General features: G+C 66.8%; 17 protein-coding genes. 9 read left to right on the forward strand and 8 right to left on the reverse strand.

Features of this window, described 5'->3' with window-relative positions:
• Positions 1 to 153 precede the first annotated feature (153 nt).
• The 3 genes from K4L06_RS06160 to K4L06_RS06170 form a co-directional block, all read right to left on the reverse strand.
• Positions 154 to 375, reverse strand: a complete 222-nt coding sequence (locus K4L06_RS06160) for a hypothetical protein (RefSeq protein WP_221670565.1) — start codon at positions 373 to 375, stop codon at positions 154 to 156.
• 499 nt (positions 376 to 874) lie between these two features.
• Positions 875 to 1,696 carry a response regulator transcription factor gene (locus tag K4L06_RS06165; protein WP_343225731.1) on the reverse strand — a complete coding sequence of 274 codons (822 nt, stop codon included), beginning with the start codon at positions 1,694 to 1,696 and terminating at the stop codon, positions 875 to 877.
• A gap of 6 nt (positions 1,697 to 1,702) precedes the next feature.
• Positions 1,703 to 4,228 (reverse strand): collagenase, encoded by a 2,526-nt coding sequence (locus tag K4L06_RS06170; RefSeq protein WP_221670567.1) that lies wholly within the window; start codon positions 4,226 to 4,228, stop codon positions 1,703 to 1,705.
• A gap of 581 nt (positions 4,229 to 4,809) precedes the next feature.
• Between K4L06_RS06170 and K4L06_RS06175 the strand changes: the two genes are divergently transcribed.
• Both K4L06_RS06175 and K4L06_RS06180 read left to right on the forward strand, forming a co-directional pair.
• Positions 4,810 to 5,994, forward strand: a complete 1,185-nt coding sequence (locus K4L06_RS06175; RefSeq protein ID WP_221670568.1) for an XVIPCD domain-containing protein — start codon at positions 4,810 to 4,812, stop codon at positions 5,992 to 5,994.
• A 174-nt stretch (positions 5,995 to 6,168) separates the two neighbouring features.
• Positions 6,169 to 7,752: a hypothetical protein gene (locus K4L06_RS06180; RefSeq protein ID WP_221670569.1), complete on the forward strand. Its 1,584-nt coding sequence runs from the start codon at positions 6,169 to 6,171 to the stop codon at positions 7,750 to 7,752.
• Between the two features lie 140 nt (positions 7,753 to 7,892).
• Here K4L06_RS06180 and K4L06_RS06185 read toward each other — a convergent pair whose 3' ends face one another.
• From K4L06_RS06185 to K4L06_RS06195, 3 genes are all read right to left on the reverse strand, one after another.
• On the reverse strand, positions 7,893 to 8,420 hold the full coding sequence (locus K4L06_RS06185; protein ID WP_221670570.1) for an SgcJ/EcaC family oxidoreductase: 528 nt from the start codon (positions 8,418 to 8,420) through the stop codon (positions 7,893 to 7,895).
• A gap of 116 nt (positions 8,421 to 8,536) precedes the next feature.
• Positions 8,537 to 9,145: an ankyrin repeat domain-containing protein gene (locus K4L06_RS06190; RefSeq protein WP_221670571.1), complete on the reverse strand. Its 609-nt coding sequence runs from the start codon at positions 9,143 to 9,145 to the stop codon at positions 8,537 to 8,539.
• 136 nt (positions 9,146 to 9,281) lie between these two features.
• Positions 9,282 to 10,784, reverse strand: a complete 1,503-nt coding sequence (locus K4L06_RS06195) for a catalase (protein WP_343225810.1) — start codon at positions 10,782 to 10,784, stop codon at positions 9,282 to 9,284.
• Between the two features lie 632 nt (positions 10,785 to 11,416).
• Here K4L06_RS06195 and K4L06_RS06200 point away from each other — a divergent pair.
• The 5 genes from K4L06_RS06200 (at position 11,417) to K4L06_RS06220 (ending at position 17,532) form a co-directional block, all read left to right on the forward strand.
• Positions 11,417 to 13,096 carry a S8 family peptidase gene (locus K4L06_RS06200; RefSeq protein WP_221670572.1) on the forward strand — a complete coding sequence of 560 codons (1,680 nt, stop codon included), beginning with the start codon at positions 11,417 to 11,419 and terminating at the stop codon, positions 13,094 to 13,096.
• Between the two features lie 156 nt (positions 13,097 to 13,252).
• On the forward strand, positions 13,253 to 13,834 hold the full coding sequence (locus tag K4L06_RS06205; RefSeq protein WP_221670573.1) for a hypothetical protein: 582 nt from the start codon (positions 13,253 to 13,255) through the stop codon (positions 13,832 to 13,834).
• Positions 13,835 to 14,442: 608 nt separating this feature from the next.
• The gene (locus K4L06_RS06210) at positions 14,443 to 15,069 is read left to right on the forward strand and encodes a hypothetical protein (RefSeq protein ID WP_221670574.1); all 627 of its coding nucleotides are present in this window, start codon (positions 14,443 to 14,445) and stop codon (positions 15,067 to 15,069) included.
• A gap of 152 nt (positions 15,070 to 15,221) precedes the next feature.
• The gene (locus K4L06_RS06215; protein WP_221670575.1) at positions 15,222 to 16,406 is read left to right on the forward strand and encodes an XVIPCD domain-containing protein; all 1,185 of its coding nucleotides are present in this window, start codon (positions 15,222 to 15,224) and stop codon (positions 16,404 to 16,406) included.
• Between the two features lie 196 nt (positions 16,407 to 16,602).
• Positions 16,603 to 17,532 (forward strand): hypothetical protein, encoded by a 930-nt coding sequence (locus K4L06_RS06220; protein WP_221670576.1) that lies wholly within the window; start codon positions 16,603 to 16,605, stop codon positions 17,530 to 17,532.
• 172 nt (positions 17,533 to 17,704) lie between these two features.
• Here K4L06_RS06220 and K4L06_RS06225 read toward each other — a convergent pair whose 3' ends face one another.
• A complete protein-coding gene (locus tag K4L06_RS06225) occupies positions 17,705 to 18,049 on the reverse strand; it encodes a hypothetical protein (protein WP_221670577.1) in 345 nt (114 codons plus the stop codon).
• Positions 18,050 to 18,474: 425 nt separating this feature from the next.
• On the opposite strand from K4L06_RS06225, the gene K4L06_RS06230 reads away from it, so the two are divergent.
• Positions 18,475 to 18,924, forward strand: coding sequence for a DUF6194 family protein (locus K4L06_RS06230; protein WP_221670578.1), 450 nt, complete (start codon positions 18,475 to 18,477; stop codon positions 18,922 to 18,924).
• Positions 18,925 to 19,002: 78 nt separating this feature from the next.
• Here the strand turns inward: K4L06_RS06230 and K4L06_RS06235 are convergent, their stop codons facing one another.
• Positions 19,003 to 19,305: a hypothetical protein gene (locus K4L06_RS06235; RefSeq protein ID WP_221670579.1), complete on the reverse strand. Its 303-nt coding sequence runs from the start codon at positions 19,303 to 19,305 to the stop codon at positions 19,003 to 19,005.
• 204 nt (positions 19,306 to 19,509) lie between these two features.
• On the opposite strand from K4L06_RS06235, the gene K4L06_RS06240 reads away from it, so the two are divergent.
• On the forward strand, positions 19,510 to 20,043 hold the full coding sequence (locus K4L06_RS06240; protein WP_221670580.1) for a carboxymuconolactone decarboxylase family protein: 534 nt from the start codon (positions 19,510 to 19,512) through the stop codon (positions 20,041 to 20,043).
• Positions 20,044 to 20,045: the final 2 nt, after the last annotated feature.

Below are 20,045 nucleotides of genomic sequence, written 5' to 3' on the forward strand. Positions count from 1 at the left end.
CAGCCGGGAAATATTCATTTCTCGTCGCCTATATAAAGATCCCGCTGCCGGCACAGCACGCTCACAAGCCGGACATCCGTACGAGGCGATGTCGATCGACGATCGACGCCCCGCCCTGAAACACATCGATTCCCGCGCAAGCCGCGCCGCGTCTTAGAAAGGCGCGGTCCGAACGGACGTCGACAGCCCTGCGGCCGCAAGCAGCGCGCTGATCAGAACCAGCAACGCGCGGCTGCTCAGCAGCGATCCGGCGCTCAAGAGCCCTTCCTGACTTCCCGACCGGCTCGAGCAGCGGGGGAACGGCATCGACGCTGCCATCCCCAGCCCTGCGGCCATCGCCAAGAACAGGCATCGACACAGGTCGTTGAAATCCATAAGTCCGCACTCGTTGCGGGGACGACAGACAAAGCGCCCCCGAGCGGACGTTTCGCGAGAAACATCCGCCTGATTGGTTCCAGATCCCGGCAAACGCCGACCGCCCCGCGAATCAACCCCAAGTCACCCCCAGGCGTCTCGACGCCCGGGTCATGCCCCTGCAGGCCTCACCGATTGGCCTTAACGCACAAACAAAACGTGACGTCTATTGCAATGTTGAGCATTGTTGGCCATGGGAACTTGCTTTGATATGCGGAAATGTCTTAGGGCGATCACTCGCACCGTCGCCTAAGAACTTTCTTAGATTCCGCTGCCTGGACGGCCGCGAAGGACGCCGCGCCCCCCGTCGGCGCGGCGCGCACTGGGTCGGCAGCGGCCCGCGTCGCGGCCGGGATTGCGGTCGTTTCAGATCGGGGGAAGGGGGCCATCGGGCATCGCGATGGATTCGGCGATGCGCTCGTGCGCGGCATGCACGAAGCGGGCGCGGCGCATGCGACGCTCAATGCTCGTCGAGCAGGTAGTCGAGCCCGTTGGCGACGAAGAACGGAATGATCTCTTCCTTGCTTCTCAGTCCGAGCTTGCGCTTGGCGTTGTACTTGTGCGTCGCTACGGTCTTGTAGCTTCTGCCGATATCGATCGCGATCCGGTTGACGACCATGCCCTTGGCCAGGCGCAACATCACATCGCGTTCGGCGGGAGTGAGCGTGGACCAGGCGTGCCTGGTCGCCGAATCGAGGTCGACCGAAGGGTCTATCAGCGCACTGCCGGCCGAAATCTGCCGGATGGCGCTCAACAGCAGGTCCGGGCTGCTGATCTTGAGCACATAGGCCTTGATGCCCAGTTCGAGCGCCGCCAGGGCGAACAATCCGTGTTCGTTGGCCGTATGGACGACGATCTTCGCATCCCTGCAACGCAGCACGGCCTCCCGCAATAGCGCGATGCCCGTGGTTCCGGCCGGCATGCACGGGTCGACGATCACCAGATCCGGTGAGTCGCGCGTCAGCACGTCCAACAACCCTTCGGAACTCGATACGATCCGCAGCGAGTCGATCTTCGGTCCGAACTCTTTCTCGACCAGGTCATGCAGGAACCGTTGCATCACCGGCAGCCTCTCGGCAATTACGATGCGTTCGCCGCGCCTCATCCCAGCCGCCCCCCCTGTCCATGCAGCGGCCCCTCGCAGGAGGATCGCTTTCAGGCCCCCTGCCCGGCAACCGCCGCACCCTTGCATTGAACCTGCGCTCCGATTCCGGCGCCTCGTCGCCACCGGCCGATGCGCCAGGAAGCGGGGGCGGGCCGAAGCCCGCCCCCTTCCTTCCATGGAAACTCAGTACGTGACCGACAACCGCACGCCGCTGAACGCTTCCTGGGCGTACAGGGAGACGTAGACATAGTCGGCCGGAGCGTTGTACACGGCGACGGATTCGTTGTTGCCCGCACCGTTCGCCGACTTGTAGTTGTAGCTGTCCCGGGTCGCCCAGTTGCCCAGCGTGTTGACGTACATGTTGGCGTCGCCGGTGCCGTCGCTGGAGATGATGCGCAGGTTGCGGGTTCCCGCCGGCACCCTGACGAACATGTACAGGTGCTCGCCCTTGTTCATGGACAGGTTGCTGCGACTGCAGTTGACGCCGATCTCGCGCGAGTCCGCCATGGTGCACTCGCTCAACCGCTGTTGGCAGCTTTGCTCGTCGGCGATGCAGCGTGCCCATCCGCTGAAGTCGGCGTCGTAGGCGGCGCCGATGGCGGCGATACGCCGCTTGTACGCGCTGTAGTCGCCGATGCGGAATTTGGCCAGCATCGCATTGATGTCGCTGGCGCGGTTTTCGAACATGTAGCGGACCGCCAGGTAGCCGCCCTGGTACACCCGCGATTGGTCGCCGTAGTCGGTCTGGAACAACGTGCTCAATGCGGGCGGGCTGCCGGCGGCGTAGTTGCGGGCGCGCTCGTTCGGCAGGTTCAGATACGACCAGGAGATGTACTCGGCCAGCCCCTCGGTCCACCAGACCGTGGTGTTGGAGTAGCCGGCGGTGAAGTCGCCGAACAGGTTGTAGCGGCCGTCCAGGTAGTGCGCGAATTCATGGTTCAGGTTCCACACCTCGCCGCCCTGCTCGTAGGCGATGAACCGGGCCTGGTTGCCCGCCGCGGCCGGGTCGCCTTCCAGGTAGATGCCGCCGTTGTTGGTGCCGTTGCCGAACAGCACGCCCGAGTACGCCGCGTAGTCGCGCGAGGTATCGAAGATCACCATCTCCAGGCGCTGGTTGTTGTCGTTCTGAACCGGAATGCCCCGGGTCGCCAGCTTGGAGTGGAAGTAGGCTTCTTCGCCGACCACCGAGTCGCAGGCGCGGCGCAGTTCGTCGGCGCTCATCCGCTGCGCGCGGACGACGATCGAGGCCGAGCACTCGTGCCGGGTCGGCAGCACGGTCGCCTCCAGCTGCTGCTTGTAATTGCATAGCCCGTACGCCTGGCAGTTGGCGCGATCGTATTCGTCCACGAACTGGCCGAAGATGGCGCGCAGCGGAGCGGTGGCATTGGCGAAGGAGGTCAGACCGGCAAGCTGCCGAATCCGGTCGGATGCTGCCTGCTTGATGTCGCCGGTGTACCGCAGCAGGCGGGAAAGCTCGCGGCCGCCGTCCAGCACCAGATGCGCCTGGTCGCCGCCCAGCTTGCGCAGGTTGTTGCTGATGAAGGTGTTCAGCGTTTCCGCATTGGCGCGGCCGTCGGCCACGCTGAGCCCCTGCAGCTCGACGCCCTGATTGAACAGGACGATGAACGCGGCGGTGATCGAGTTACGCATCATCCGCAGGTTGTCGTTGTCGTAGGCGTCGTCGTAGTTGGCGACCACGCTCCTGGCCGTGGCCAGGAAGCCGACGTTTTCGCGCGCCGAGTCGATGAGAACCAGCGCGTCGTACAGCACTTCGCCGTTGGCGTTGGTTTCCAGCGTGGTCAACGAGTTGTTGCCGAACAGCGCATCCAGCGCGGCGCGGGCGGAGCGCACGACATCGGCGCTGAACCACGCGAACCCGTCGTCCTGATACTTGAACTGCACGTAGTAGCCGGCGCGCAGGAACAGGATCAGCTGCAGGATGTTCTGCCGGTTGTCTCCGGCGTAACCGGGCGCCAGTCGGGCGATTTCGTCGGCGACCGTTCGCATGTTGGCGTTGCTGAAGACACTCAGGGCGTCGTCGCGCGAGACGGTGAACAAAGTGTTCACGCAGGCGTAGTCGGCATGCTGCAGCTCGGCGATCAGCGCATTGCCCTGATCGCCGGCGAAATTGCAGCCGGTGTGGTTCGCGGGCTGCGCCGTCTGCCCCGCGGCCCCTTTGCGCAGCTTGTCGAGCAACTGCTTCGACGGACGTTGCGCGTTCATCCGGTCGATCGCGTCCTGCTCCTCGCCGATCCTGACCCCATAGCCCTGCGGATCCCAGGACGGCGGAGTCATGGCCGGGCTGAGCGGCGCGGCCTGCACGTGTTGTCCGCCGAACTGGAGGTCACCGGACGCCGGCGCCGGGCCCGAGCGGGACAAGCGGCCGGGCGAGCGTCGGCCGTGGGCGCCGCCGTTCGCCTGGCCGGGATTGGCGTGGCCGGCGTGGTCGCCGGGGCCGGAGTTGTTTTGCCCGCCGCCGTGGCCGTCCGTACCGGTAGGCCCCGTGGCCGCGAGCCGTCGATGGGCCGCTTGCTGCTGCAAGCCTTCGCCACCGAACGCCCATGACAGCCATCCTGCGCCCGGGCTTTCCTGCGCCGGCGCCATGCCGTGCCGCTCGATACGTTCGCTGGACACTCCCATCAACACGAAGCCGACCAGGGCAATACCGGCGGCGCCGACCGAAACCTTTCCTTTCGTACCTAACGACATCGCACACATCTCCTTATAGACCGTTCGCAACGGTGGTGCCGTTGCGCATCCAATGGCTGTGCACGCGGAACGCTTCATCTACGTAGGACGGCGAACGGCGGCCTCCTGCCGCCTTGCGATGCATCTGTTGTCTTAACTGAACAGATCACCGGTTCTGCTGCCCGCACTGCGGTGCACTCGTGGGCCGATTTCGGCCCAAAGTCATTAGTGCACACCGAGCGCGCAAATCGTATACGGAATACTCTTAGACACTGACGTAGGAGTTTTCCCTATGTCCACACCCTGCCGCCTTGCTGAATAGTCGACTTCAGCATCGGCCTCGAACGACGGCGCCGCGGCATCGATGAGTTCGGCGACGCGACGGCCATATCACGGCGCGTCTCAGCGGCGCTGTCGGCGCCGGTCGATCTCAACCGCGACACCGCCATGCATCGGTCGCCGACGCGCGTCGCCGCAACGGTGCCGAGGCCCGGACTGGATCCTCGCGAACGCGCCGGCGACGGACAGCGCCCTGCCGCACGTTCGCCTTCGGGCCCATCAGACCCGCCTCTATCAACCAACCTCAGCCAGGAGCCTCCCCCATGTCGTTCACCGTCTTCCGAGCGGACAACCGAAGCCCGGAACAAATCGCCTCGACCGGATTCCAGGCGCGGGTTCCGCTCGATGCCGAGGTCGCCCGGCAACTGATCGTCCGCTCGGCGGTCGACCCCAACGCACCGCTGAATCTTCCCGAAGTACGCGGCAGCACCATCTACGAATACTTCAACGGATCCGGATCGGCGCAGAAACAACCGGCGTTGGTGGGCTTGCCGGCCCTGTACGCCGAGATACGCCGGGAGAAGAGCGGTACGACCATGCACGTGTCCACCTCTCCCGATGCCGGTGCGGGCGGCTATGCCGACCTGGCCGGGAATCTGTATCGGATCGACGTCCCGCTCGACCGGATGTACGCGTGGGACATCAACTCGTCGCGCAAGAACCAGATCGTTTCGACGCCGAGGGAGATCCACGCCCTCGGCGACGTGCATCCCGCACCCGACCCCCGCACCGGAATCGGCTCGAGCCGGCCGGTGCTGCTGACCGACACCGCGTCCATCGCCGATGCCAGGATCGTGGCCGTCTCCAATCCCAACGGCGAAGGAGAAGTGGCGTTTCTTACCGGCATCCCGAAGGAGTGGATCGGCCAATCGCGCAGCCAGGACGGCGCGTGGAAAGCCATGCCGGGTCGAACCGAATCCAGCCTGTCGCTTGCCGATGCCGCCGCGCCCAAGCCACAGCTCCCGTCCAGCAGCGCATCTCACAGTTCGAAAGCGCCCGCCGCTGCGACCGCGGCCGGCCATCAGCATCCCTATGCCGATCCTGCGGACCACGCGAACGCGATGTACCGTCAGGCCCTGGCCAGCCTGGATCGGCATCCGGCGACCGCAGGCATCGCGGCCGCGGACAAGGTCCATAACGCTGCGGCGCTGGTCGACTCGGCGCGATCGGCGACGCCAGCGTTGGACCGCATCGACGCGGTCGCGCCGGGCAAGAACGGCGGCTTGTTCGCCGTACAGGGCCAACAAGGGGATCCCACCCAGAAGTACGCGTTGCTGCAGTCGCCGCTCGGCCTGCCGGCGATCCAATCCGCCAGTGCCATTGCGGCGCCGGCCGAACGGGCGAAGACGGAAACTCCCGCGGAACCGTCGTCCGTCGCCTCCCTGCGCCAGATGTTCGACCAGCCTCAAGCGGGGGCGCCGGCGGCCCCGGCGCCGCGCAGGCACTGACGGCGCTAGTCCGAGGGAGAGGCCGGGCGACGCCGGTCCTCTCCCCTTTCGCCTCCCTGGCGACGCGGCCCAACCGCCGCGATGCCCCAGCACAACGCCCGCACTCGGGCGGAGCCGCTCGCGCAGAGCTCCGCCGCGACCTGCGGGGCGCGCTCGAATCAGGAACGAACAGCCGTGACTATCGACAGCAAGCTCCGGATCGTCATGAACGAATCGTCCGGGCTGTATTTCTCCGACAAGGACAAGAAGCTCGCCGGCGAGATCGGCAAGTACCTCAAGCAGGCCGACCCGCCGCTGTTTTCCGCATTGGCGGGCAAGGACAAGGAACTCAAGCCAGGACGCAACTACCCGCCGCTGTCCGGCCGCCCCGGTGCCGATGGCCGCGACGCCGATGTTTGCAACCGCTTGTCGGATCGGCTGTGCGAGATGGTCGCATCCAGATCCGAACGCTCGTCGGCGCCGCCCGGCGCGGCCATGGAGTTGGCCAAGGGCATCTTCAACGCATCCCGGTTCCCGGACGGCGCGGCGGCCAACGCCAAACTCAGTCGCGACCAGGTGGAGTCCGTTCTGTACTCCTCCTACGCCCCGCGGCCCGATGTTTCCGCCGTCGCCGAGACGTTTCTTTCCAGCCGCATGCTGCAGGACCATCCGGCGAACCGCGCCCGCGACGCCACGGACCTGAGCCCGGTCGAACGGCTCCAGCGCATTTCTTCGCACAATCTGGCCGAGATCCGCGACGAGATTTCCGTTTATCGCGCGAAGTTCGCCTCAGACGACCGGTTGCGTCAGTACAACCCGCTCATCGCCAGGGCCATAGCGAGCACTCAGGCGCGCTATGAGGACGGTTTGGCCAGCCACGCCAGCAATACCCGGATCAACGGCGCGATCCTGCCGACTTCGGACCGGCAAGACATCCAGTGCTTCGCCCAGTCGCTGACCGGCGATGCCAGGCGCGCTGCGAAGGTGACCCACACCTCCGAAACCAACACCCAGCACCTGGCGACCCACGACTTCGCGTTCTTCAACGTCTACCCCAGGACCAACGACCAGCTGAAAGCCGAACTGCTGTCCGCCACCCGCTATCTGCGCGAAAAGCCGGAAGTCTCCGACTCGCCCGTTTCCGCCTCGGCGCAGTCGTTCACCTTCAAGCTCAAGGACCTGACCCGGGAGCCGCTGACTGTGGTCGCCCTGCGCGACCCGGTCTATCCCGCGGGCGGACCGACCGCGGCGGAAGCCCGGCATCGGCTGGAAGGTCGCGATGGCCTGGCCACTTACCACGGCTCCGATCCTGCCGCGGGCAGCGCGAAACGCATGTTCGGCACCGAAACCGACCACTACCGCACGCCGCATCGCCTGTTCACGGGCTCCGATGCGCAACAGGCGCTGACCGCGCACGTACAGCTCGGACTTTACAAGTCGTTCTACGGTCTGCATCAGGCCGGCGCCCAGGAGCGCCACGCGGATCCGACGCAGAGCAGGGAGTACCGGCTGTTTCGCCTGGTGGCCGATGTGTCCGCCGAGCGGCGCGAGAGCGAGACCGCGCAGGAATGCGCGGTCCGCCAGGACAAAGCCGCGTTGTCCCTGACCAAATTGTTCCAGTATCCGCAGCTCATGGTGGCCGGTCCCGTGGCCACCCAACAGGCCGAGCGGTTCGTCCCCACGCAAGCGGCCGACGACCGGCAACGCCCGCAAGGCGCGCCCGCGGCCGAGCCGATTCGGCAGGATCTTGCAACGGGCTCTGCGCCGATGATCCGTTGAAGCGTCGTACGCCGCGAGTGCAGCGTCGCGACTGGGCCGGCTCCGATTCGGGTAGGCGCAGCCTGCCCAGGACGACGATGGCTTGCCGACGACAGGGGCGCCCGTCGGCGCCCCTGTCGTCGGCTCGGCCGTTGGCGGCGTCAACGCCCGGAGTCGTAAACGTTCCGCTTGTCCCCCTTGTCCGCCGTGGCGCTGCGAACGGGTTCGGGCATCGCGGAAGAATGATGGTGGGCGATCAGCCACTTGCCGTTTTCCCATTCGTACACATAGGTATAGCGGGCATGCACGAGCTTGCCGCTGGCGAAGCGGAAGGTATAGGTACCGATATCCTGGACCACGTTGCACCCGATCTTCACGGTGCGGCTGTCGATCGTCCCGACCGGCTTGTCCTTGAGGAACTTTACGAAGTAATCGCGCATCGCCGCCGGGGTCGTGCGCGGCTGGTTCGAAACCGTGGCCAGAAGCACGCCGTCGGGCGCGTAGTTCGCAACGACCTTGTCGGGGTCGCCGGTACGCAGCGAGCCGTTCCATCGATCGAACAAGGCCGCGACCTGGCTCTCGTCGACCTTGGCGCAGGCGGCCGCCTGCGGGGCCGCCGCGTACGCTGGCACCGCTGCCGCCCATGCGATGCCCACCAATGCAATCACCGGAACAACCGCTGCTTTCATGCTGCCTGTCTCCTAACAAGTGAGTCGTAGTCGACCCGGCCGCCGCCGTGACCAGTGTGGCGACGATCCGGAAGAGATGGCGGGCCCGGGTCCGATCGCCCGCCCGCATCGGGTACCTACCGCGGTTCGCCCGCGTGGGCGAGCCGGGAGATCCGCTCGGCGAGTTCGTCGTTGCCTTGTTGCCGGGCCAAGGTTTCGGCACTGTTGCCGCTGGCGTCCGCCGCTTGCAGATCGGCGCCGCGGGCCGCCAGAGCGTCGATGATCGCCGCACGGCCGAACAAGGCCGCGAACATCGCCGCGGTCTGGCCGGCTTTATTCTTCGCGTTCACATCGGTTCCCGGCTCCGCGATCAGCCGCCGCGCGATGTCTTCGTCGCCCTTGAATATCGCGCCCATCAACGCGGTATTGCCTCTGGCGCCGTCGCCCACATTGGGGTCGGCGCCGGCAGCGAGCAGGGCCTCCACCGCCTGCGCGTTGCCGTAGTACGCGGCCAGGATCAACGGCGTATTGCCGCGGTCGTCGCGAGCGGAGGTACTCGCTCCCTCGGCCAGGGCGGATCGCAGACGCTCCAAGTCTCCCGCGCGGGCGGCGTCGAACAACCCGGCTCGCGCCGATTCCTGTCCGGCGGGGACGGCCTGACGCTGGGCGGATTGGCTCGCATCGGCGAACGAAGGCGCCAGGGGAATCGTTGCGATCAGGGTCAACAGCGTGGCTTTCAGTTTCATGCGAATCTCGGCGGCGAACGCGGGCGCAACGCCGTGCGCGAAGTCCGCGTTCGTGTGAGGGGATGGAAAGAGCCCGGAGCGGCGCACCGATTGGGAGAGCGGCTTTTCGCGCCGCCCCGGGCGGAACAGAGCCGAATCAGTCCTTCATGTCGGCGGCCATGCGCTCGACCTTGGCGCGGTCCGCCTTCAAGGCCTGGCTGATCTTGCTTCCGTACTCGGCATCGGCCTTGTAGAAGTGCGCGAGCATGGTGTAACGGACCTCGTCGTTGCGCACCTGGCCCAGGTCGCCCGCCAGGTTGGCGATCAGATGGTTGCGCTGGGCCTGGTCCAGGGATTGGTAGAACTCGCCGGCCTGGCGGAAATTGAGCGTCTTCGCGATCCGCGCCTGCTGGGTGCTTCCGCGCAACGGCAAGGCGCTGGACCGATAGCCCGGCTGTTCGGGTTTCGGCGCCGCTCGGGACGGTTCGTAGTTGACCGCGCCGGTCCGGGCGCCCGAGTTCGAGCTCCCGTCCTGATTGTTGCTGACGACCTGATTCTTCGGCGCATTGATCGGCAGCTGCATCGCATTGGTGCCGACCCGATACAACTGAGTATCGGCGTACGAAAACACCCGGCCCTGCAACAATCGGTCTTCCGAAGGCTCGATGCCCGGCACCAGGTTCGCCGGTGCGAACGCGCTTTGCTCGGTCTCCTGGAAGATGTTGTTCGGATTTCGGTTCAGAGTCATGGTCCCGGCCTTGATCTCCGGCACGCCGGGCCAGACCTTGGTCGGATCCAGCGGGTCGAAATCGAAGTCGTCCAATTGGTCGGGCGCGAGGATCTGGACGTACAGGTCCCACTGCGGGTATTCGCGACGCTCGATCGCCGCGATCAGGTCCCGCGACGCGTGGTTGAAGTCGCTGGCCTGCACCTTGGAGGCTTCGGCCGCCGACAGGTTCGCTTCGCCCTGGCGGCTGTCCCAGCGGAACTTCGCGTAGACGTAGTTGCCGCTCTCGTCGACCAGCTTGTAGGCATGCACGCCGCTGCCGTCCATCTGCCGGTAGTTCGCCGGAATGCCGTAGTCCGAGTAGACCCGGGTCAGCATGTGGGTCGCCTCGGGAACGTGCGAGAAGAAGTCGAAGAACCGGTTGGGATCCTGCAGGTTGGTGTCCGGGCTAGGCTTCAGCGAGTGCACCATGTCCGGAAACTTCATCGCGTCGCGGATGAAGAACACCGGCAGGTTGTTTCCGACCAGGTCCCAGTTGCCCTCGCCGGTATAGAACTTGGTCGCGAAGCCGCGCGGGTCGCGCAGAGTTTCCGGCGAATGATTGCCGTGGATTACGGTCGAGAAGCGCACGAACACCGGCGTTTTCGCGGCGCTGGCGAAGACCTTGGCGCGGCTGTACCGGCTCAACTCGCCGGTGGCGACGAACTGGCCATGAGCGCCGGCGCCCCGGGCGTGCACTACGCGCTCGGGCACCCGTTCGCGATCGAAGCGCTGCAGCTTCTGGATCAGATGCACGTCTTGCAGCAGCACCGGACCATCGGCGCCGGCGGTTTGCGAATTCTGATTGTCGCCTACCGGCGCGCCGTTATCCCGGGTCAGCGAACCGGCCATCGGCGGCGCGGCGAACACCGGAATCGCAACGGCGACCAGCACCGCCGTCAGCAGCGATCGTTGCGTTGTTGCGCTTTGCATCGTGGGCATACCCTGTCCATCCAGTGAGCATGCCGCTCTCCCGCAGTCAGAATCGCGTCGCCGCGACGGTTTGTACAATCAATTCTGCCTAAATGTGTAATTGATCGAATCAATAGACTCGCAGCCCGCGCTAGGACGACCGCGTCGCTCGGCTTGGACCTAAGACAATTCCTAGTTGCCACATCCGGCGATCTGTCGCGACCATGTCCGCGAACAGATCAGATACGCGATCGCTTCCGTCTCGGCGCCGACGGCGCCGCAGACGAAGTCGATGCCCCCTCCGCCATGGATCGCCGCCATCCCCGTCGAGGCTACGGCCGCGACCGCGGTCGTTCCCCATCGCAAGGCGGCACGTGCCCGGATCGCCGGTACCGAGCGGCCATCGTCGTCCTGCTGCCGCAGCCGGCGTCGCGGCCGGGCGAACGCATCGAACGCCCTCCGCGCGAACCGGACCCAGCGACTGAAGCGGCATAGCGGCAAGTGCGGTTTGCTCCGCGTGCCGACCCGGCGAGGTAAGAATTCTGACAATACCCGCAGTCGCTGCGGAGAGGCACCGTCAGGGTGCGGTACACACAGCCCTAACGGAGGAAGTCATGCTTGCTTTCAGGAACTACGGCCGTACCCGTCTTTCGAGCTTCATCGCCGTCACGTTGCTGGCCGCGCCTTATTCGGCGCTCGCCGGACAGGCGATCACCTCCGGACTGGAGAACGGCACGCCTTACGACGGCTTCATCGTCAAATACCGGACGGGCAGCCCCGAGCGCGCCAATGTCGCAGAGGCCAGGAGCATGCTGGCTCAAGCGGGCCAGGGCGCGATCGGGCCCCAGGCGTTGGCGCTGAACCACGCCCGCCGGCTGGCGATCGGCGCCGACTGGTTCAGAGCCTCGCGCAAGCTCAATCCGGCCCAGGCGGAAGCGCTCATGCGCAAGATCGCCGCCGATCCCGACGTGGAGTACGTGCAACTCAACACCCGCATGTACCCGGTGCTGACTCCGAACGACACGCACTACGCACGCCAATGGGCATTCTCCGGGGCCAACGGCATCCGCGCCGAACGCGCATGGGACCGCGCCACCGGCCGAGGCGTGGTGGTCGCTGTACTGGACACCGGCATCACCGACCATGCGGACCTCAACCCCAATGTCCTGCCCGGCTACGACTTCGTCAGCGATGCCGCCAACGCGCGCGACGGCGACGGGCGCGACGACGACCCCGCCGACCAAGGCGACTGGAACGACGAATTCGAATGCGACCAACCCGGCTACGATGCGCGCGCCCGCAATTCGAGCTGGCATGGAACCCACGTCGCCGGCACCGTCGCCGCAAGCACCAACAACGCCGTCGGCGTGGCCGGCACCGCGTTCAACGCAAGCATCGTTCCGGTCCGCGTTCTGGCCAAATGCGGCGGCACCCTCGCGGACATCGCCGACGCGATCGCCTGGGCGTCCGGAGGCGCGGTCGCGGGGATACCGGCCAACGCCAACCCGGCCGAGGTGATCAATATGAGCCTGGGCGGAGGCGGCGGCTGCTCGCGCGTCTACCAGGACGCGATCGACGCGGCGGTCGCTCGCGGCACCACGGTCGTCGCGGCGGCCGGCAACTACTCCATGGACGTCGCCGACTTCCAGCCGGCCAGTTGCGCGAATGTCATCGCCGTGGCTTCCACCGACAGCGACGGCAACGCCTCGTGGTTCAGCAACTTCGGCGCCGGCATCGACATCGCTGCGCCCGGCGGCGACGTCATCTCGACCTACAACAGCGGCCGTACGGTACCCGGCGCCGCGGCCTATTCCGCCATGAGCGGAACATCGATGGCCGCCCCCCACGTCGCCGGCGTCGTCGCCCTGGCCCAATCCGTCGCCGCCGTTCCGCAGACGCCGGCGCAGATGGAAGCGCTGATCACCGCCAACGCGACGCCGTTCGCGGCGCCACAGGATCAAGCGGTCGGCGCGGGCATCCTCAACGCCCAAGCCGTGGTCGACGCCGTGGCGCCCCGCCAAGGCTGGTACCTCTACCGCAATACACTGGTGACGCTTAGCCAGGCCGGGCAGGCGCAATGCGTCACTCCCCGCGGCAACGCGACCGGCTGTCGCCAACTCGACCGCACGGATCGGGCCTACCTGCTCCAGTTGGCGGCGGAAGCCAACGCGAACGGCAGCCTCTTGACCTGCGGCAGCCCCGTCTACGACGCCACCTGGGGCGCGGTGCCGTCGGACCCGACGCATTGGTGCAACGCCTTCCCGCGCGAACGGCCGGCGCTGCGAGCGCTGTAATTGCACGACCCGGCCACGGCGGCCTCGCCCGTAGCCGACTGCACGGGCAACCCCTTCGCCGGGGTTGCCCGTTCGGGCCGGGAACGGATACGCAAACCAACGCCGCCGCCCGCACCGACCTCTTCCATCCCCCTCGCCAGGACCGCCGACAGAAACATGAAATCGCCCACGCTTCCCGCAGCCCCGCTCCTGCTCTTGGCCAGCTTGACCGCCTGCGGGCCCGGCCAGCCCGCCGCATCCCGGCCAACCACCGCGCTGCCGCCCAATACCAAACACGCGACGCTGGCGGCGGACCCGAAGAACGCGACCTACACCATCGAAGGCAAGCCAGTGAGGCTGGTCGACGGATTCAACGAAGAGGTCATCGTTCCCGGATCGGCGTCCACCAGCATCACGCGCTACGCAGGTCGCGAACTGAAGACCGATCTCAACGGCGATCATCGCAACGACACCGTTTTTCTCCTGACCCAGGACAACGGCGGTAGCGGAACTTTCTACTACGCGGCGGCGGCGCTCAGTACACCACAGGGATATCTGGGCACCAACGCGGTGTTCGTCGGTGACCGGATCAAGGTTCGGTCGGTGGAAGCCGAACCGGGAAGTCCGGCGGCGTTCTGGGTCGCCTACGACGAACGCACCGTGCAGGAATCGGACAGCCCGGTCATGCGATCGAGCAAGATCCGATGGGACGGATACACCCTGGTCGACGCCGAGGCCGCCAGCGGCGAACGCGATTGACCGGATCTCGGTCCAACAGCCGCTCCCGGTCCTCGGCGAACCGCAGCGGCGATTCGGCGGCGGCGCCGCAAACAGACGACGCTTCGCTGGAGTCCGCAGCGTCGTCGCCCTGACCGCCGCGCTCGGCCGATGTCGCCCGGGCCCGACAATAGCAGGCCGGCAGCAGCTGACCGGCAGGAGTTGTCGCGATCGCGCGTCGAAGCGAAGCGCGACCGGCGGCGTTCCGCCCCCACCCGCAAGATTTCCGCGCATCTCGATCGCTGGCCTCAACTCGGGGCCGGCATCCGCGTCGGACCGTCTTGTCGATCAAAGTGGTCATTAGTGACCACTGCCTGGACATATGTCCAAGGCGAATCAGACTTTCCCTACAGACGTCATCGACCGCGCTGCGGATACTGGATTCCGCCGCCAGCGCAGCCGCGCGATCGTGACAGCACGCTCGGTCACGACCGGTGCCGATGTCGAAGCTCGTGCGACCCAAGGCGGGACCTGCGGCGGATCGCTGTCGATATGCTGGAGCTTAAAGTAGCCGTCTCGAATCCAGCCCCCCCCCGCGCGAATCGCGCGCACCGGCGCGCGAGCGCGCTGCCACCGAGCAAGAGTCTGAGATGAAAGCGACCCCGCCCCTCCTTGTTGCCGTCTGCATCCTGGCTGCGCTGAGCGCTTGCTCGAATGCGGTTCTGGATCCGAAGTACGAGCGCAATCCGGAGCCGCGGCAGAAGTATGTCGTGACGGCGACGGTAGACGGAGCCCCGGGGCCGTTCGAAGTCGCTACAGCGGGCGCGCAGTATGTGATTGGTCCGACACAGACCTGCATGCCGTCGGCCGAACCGATATCCGGCACTTTCCCGACACCGTCTCGGGCGGGGACCTCTGCGCAGGTTCGAAAGTTGCCAGGAGACAGATTCGAATTCGATATCTACCTGGATGCGATGCGTCCTAAAGACTACTTCGGCAAGGGCGTCTGCACCTGGGTCGTGGAGGGCGTTAGCATCCGTCTCAAAGCGAGAAACGCTACGAATGAGCGGGAATTCGTCGCTTTTTTGGATCAAGAGCAGCTCTTAGGTCAGCAGCCGGTAGTTCTATATGCCCGCGGAAGTCTCTACGGAAAAGTTCCGGGTGCGTACGATGAAACGGAAGAGGCAATTGAAGAACAACATGCGGCCAGCCGCTACGGAACCGATGCAGGAACGCTTTTCAAGATCACATTGCAGTCCCAGGAATCAGTCCAGTGACTATCAGCAGCCTCCATTATGCGGAGCTTAGTGATATCGCTTACGAGCCGCCCGCCCCCTTGCCCAATGGAGACCACTATGTGCGCATTGGCGGCGTTAGGTACGACATTCTAGAAATCGCCGACAACAAATTGTCCGGCTATCAAGGCGTCATGTTTCAGCGCTCGGATACCAAGGAAATAGTGGTAGCCCACCGCGGCACCGAGTTCTTCGGCGAACCGCTCGACGACGTGACCCGCGCGGACGGCGGCATGGTCGCCCGGCGCGCCAACCAGCAGGCGGCCGACGCCATCGCCTTCACCCGTCGGGCCATGCAGCGCGCCGAAGAGCTGGGGGTTCCGGTCAGCGTGACCGGGCACTCGCTGGGCGGCTGCCTGACCCAGATCAGCGCGGCCAAGCTCGGCCTGTATGGGGAGACCTTCAACGCGTTCGGCGCGGCGGATCTCAACCTGCGCATTCCCGAGGGCGGCCGTCAGGTGGTCAACCATGTGATGGCCGCGGACTTCGTCAGTTCCGCCAGCCGCCACTTCGGCGAGGTGCGCGTCTATGCCAGCCGCCACGACGTAAACACCTTGTCGCTAGCCGGTTACGGCAACAACGACAGCCGCTACGCCGACCCGCGCAACTTTCCCTTTGCCGCCGGGGCCGGCGCCCTGTCCCACAGCCTGCACCATTTCCGCGACAGCGACGGCGACCGGCAACCCGACGTGTCCGTACTGCGCGACCCGGAAACCCGGGTCAACGCCCACCGTTTCCACGACATGATCGACAAGTTCCGCAGCGACGTATGGACCCTGCGCGAAGGCATGTCGATCGGCGGTGCGGTGCTGAGGGGGCCGAGAGGCGTCGCCGAGGAAATCCTGCGGCACGCTCCCGAGAAATCTCCCGACAGCCCGTTCAAGGATGCCCAAGGCGCGCCGCCGGCCGGCGAAGCGCGGCCGTTCGATCCGCGCCATCCCGACCATCCGCAGCACGCGATGCACGGCGCGATCCGACTCGGCGTGGAGCGGATCTTCGCCGAACAGGGCCGGCCGTTCGACCAGGCCGGCGAACGCACCAGCGCGGCCCTGCTCGCCAACGCGCGCGAGCACGGGCTGAGCCGGGTCGACCATGTCGTCGCCGGCCGCCGCCAGGGCGCGGGTACGGACGTGTTCGCGGTGCAGGGCGAGCCGCACGACCCGGCGCATCGGCGGGCGCAGGTCGACACCGAGCTCGCGGCCCAGGTTCCGGTCGAAGCGTCGTTCCAGCGCCTGGCCGCCGCCGACCGGCAGCAGGCCGCGGCCCAGGAACAACATCACCAGGAACAGACCGTGGCCGCGATCGCGAGAACCGTCTGAGTTTTCCGACCAGCCGCTTCCGGCTGCGCGCTCGTCGCACGCGAACGCGCCCCGCTTCCCGCCATGCTCTCCTGCGCTGTGTCGATCGCCGGCTTCATCGCCTGCCGTAGGCGTAGGACGCCGCAAGCCTCACAATCGGCGGCCGCACGGGAAGACGGCTCGCGCAGACGATGCCCGCCCACGCCAGGGACACGCCATGACCGCAACCGACCTCACCCCCTTGCTGCTCGACGCGCTCGGCCAGCGCATCGAGACCGATGCCGCGCAGGCGCTGGCCCAGGCCCTGGGCGGCAAACCGTTCAAGCATGCGACGCCGAACGGCGGCGGCCACCTCGGCAGCGGCAAGCTCGGGATCGAGGTCGGCACCGCGACGCAGATCGACAACCGCGGTTATTTCCCGCCGCGCAAGGACGGCCGGCGCTGGGTCACCTGGGTCTCGCACGCGTTCGTGTATCCCAACTACCGCGGCTCGCTGCCGGCCGGGTTCGACTGGACGATGGACGAGGCAGCACTGGGCGCGAACTTCCGCCGCCGCGTCGAGGGCGCGATCCAGGAGGTGCGCTACGTCTTGCCGGCGCCGCGCGAAGGCCTGGCGGCCAAGGCCATGCTCGGTTCGAACGGGCGGCCCAAGTGCCTGCTGCTGCGCGTCGCCGAAGAAGGCGCCTATGCCACCGTGTATCCGGACGGCAAGCCCGAGCAATCGGTCGAGGACGGATTCTTCGCCGCCTGGGCCGCCTTGAACGGCGTGCTGCGGCCGGACCGGCTCGACTCCGCTCGGCTGGACGCGCTGCGACAGCGACAGACCACCCCGTTGGGCTTTCTGATCGAAGACCTCGGCGGTCTGTTGTGGGAAGGCGACGTCGGCGCGGACCATGCCGCGTTCTGCCATGCCTACATGAACCGGCTGATGAAACCGGACCAGGCCTGCGCCTTGTTCGACGCCGGCGAAACCTTCGGCGACACCAATCATTGGCGCAAGGCCGGCGAGGCGATGACCGAGGACGGCTGGGACAACTACGACCGCATCGCGCCACGCTATGCGCAGCGCTGGGCGCAGTGGCAACGCGGCGAGATCCGTTCGATGGTCGATTGGCCGGACGACACGGTGCCGTCGGACGAGGACTGAAGTCGCCGCGATCGAACCGCGCGGATTGGATCGGGCGGATCGGATTGGGCGAGGCGGCGGTTTACCGCGCCGCGGACAACGGCAAAAAGCACACTTGACCTAACTGCGACCGGGCTGTCGCGGCAGGTCAGTTCCTGACACTAGAACTGAACGCTGCCGCGACACGGATCGGTTACGCGATCCAATCCATAAGCTCGGAATACACCAGCACCAGGCCCATGGCGCGCAATTCCGGCCCCAAACGGTATGGCCAGGACGGGTTGTCGGTATCGAAGCACACCGTCACCACCTTGGCCGCCTGATGGACGACTTTCAGGTTGCGGATATCGGCACAACGGTCGGCGAGGCGCCGGGCGCGGTCGACCACGTCGGCGAGGGAGCGGAAGCTGCCGGCGCGCGCAGTCAGCATGACCAGATGCTTGCTGGACGCGGCTTGGGGCTCGGCCGGGACGTCCGTAACGATGGCGGTGTTGTCCTGCAGCCACGGGCTGAACGAGTGGAGTGTGTTACGAAGCATGGGGCGCCCCCTCTGTACGTTGGTGTACAGTGAACTGCGTCACAAAAATCATGCCAAGTTTGGCGGCTCTAGCCGGCCCGCTTCGCCGCCGCTGACCGCCCGCCCGACGCGACGTCGGCCGTTCCCGGCGATCGCCCCGAGTCAGCGACGGGCGGCCCATGCTCGCCGGCTGCCCGGCGTCGACCGCAGCGCGCCGGCCTGCTTTGCCTTGCGAAACGACGGGAGCGACGACGCGGACGATCGACGCGCGCAGCCGTGCCGCCGCCACGCCGTATGCGGTGTGCAAGCCGCGACGGGTTCGCATAGGGTGGTCGACCCATTCGCTCGCGAAGACGCGGTCGCGTCGACCTGCGCCCGTTCGCGCTTGCGCCGTTCATCCGGCCGGCCGCAGCGTTGCGGCTTCGTCGCCACGACCCAAGACCGCCATGACTCAAGACCAGATCCGCCAGTACTTCGCCGCCGACCCGGCGGTGCGCATCCAGATCGCCTGTGCCGAAGACGGCAGCCCGCAGCTGGCCTGGGGCGATACCTTCTGCTTCGTCGTCGACGGCCAGGGCGAAACGAAGAAGATGCCGTTCGCCACCATCGTCACCAAGGACTACCCCGGTTTCGACGACGCCTCGCAACTCGATCGCGGCGGCCGCTTCCGGCTCAACCTCGATCTGGGCAAGGACCGCTTCGGCCAGTTGTTCGGCTTCGCTCCGCGCGAGTTCGCCGCGCACCGCGACCGCTTCGACTTCACCGAAGCCGACCGCCTGTTTCCGCATCCGGCTTATGGCGCGAACGGCTGGGCTTCGGTGATCGACCCCGGCCAACGCAGCGGCGAAGCGCTGACCGAACTGATGGCGTTCGCGCTGCAGCGGGCCAAGAGCTGAGCCGACGCTGCGACGCGTTGCGCATGCGCCGGCCGCGCGGCCGGTCGCGAGCGATCGGTCCGATCCGAGTCGGGCCGCTCAGGCGCAGGCCGCCAGCTCCGCCCGCACCGATTCGCCCTGCGCGCTGAGCCAGCGCGCCACCCAGTTGGCCGCGGCGGCCTCGGTGCGGAACGGGCGGCTGACGTGCTCGCGCACGCCGAGGTGGCGGCGGATCGTCGCCACCGCGCAATGGCCCTCGCGCGGCGGCGTGACGGTGGCCAGCCAGGCTTCGGCATCCTCGTCGGGCACCGCGACCAGGTGCGAGGGGAAGATCGAGCCGGAAAACGGGGCTTCCCAGTGGAAGCCGGTGGGCAGGTCGTGCGGGGTCGGGGTCGTGTCCATGCGGCGGACCCTAGCCGGCCTGGGTCTCGCCGGCTAAGACGCAGCCGCCGGCCGAGGCCGCCCGGGCGCGGCCGGCGTCCGGCGAGGATCCGGACCCGGCTCGCAAACCGCGCATCCGGCCCTCGCGTCTGCGGTGGCCGTCGCAGACGCGCCGGTCCGCGGCCGCGACGATGGCCGGGCGGACCTTCCAGGGGGGAACAACGCATGGCCAGACTGCCGCTCAAGGAGACTTCGGCGATGAGCGACGCCGAAGCCACGCAATACGCGCGCCTTCCCGCCAACCTGACCCGCGCCCTGCTCGCCACCGGCGGCTGCGCCGAGGCCTTCCTCGACCTGGGCTTCGCCCTGCGCCGCACCAGCCTGTCGGTGCGGCACTACGAACTGGCGATCCTGCGCGTGGCCAAGCTCAGCGGTTGCGCCTATCAGCGCATGCAGCATCTGCAGCCGGCCTTGAACGCCGGCTGGAGCGAGGCCGACATCGAGGCGATCGAGAGCGGCCACTGGCAGCGCCTGGCCGCACCGGATGCGATCGTGCTGCGTCTGGTCGACGAATGCGTGGCTCATCCGCGCATCGCCGACCCGAGCTTCAAGCGCGCCCTGGCCCTGCTTGGCGAACGCGGCGTCGCCGAACTGATCCTGCTGACCGGCTTCTACATGATGACCGCGCGGTTTCTGGAAGGGCTGGACGTGGACCTGGACGCGCAGCCGTCGCCGCGGTTGTTGTCGTACGAGAACTGACC

The organism is Lysobacter sp. BMK333-48F3, assembly GCF_019733395.1.
Lineage (GTDB): Bacteria > Pseudomonadota > Gammaproteobacteria > Xanthomonadales > Xanthomonadaceae > Lysobacter.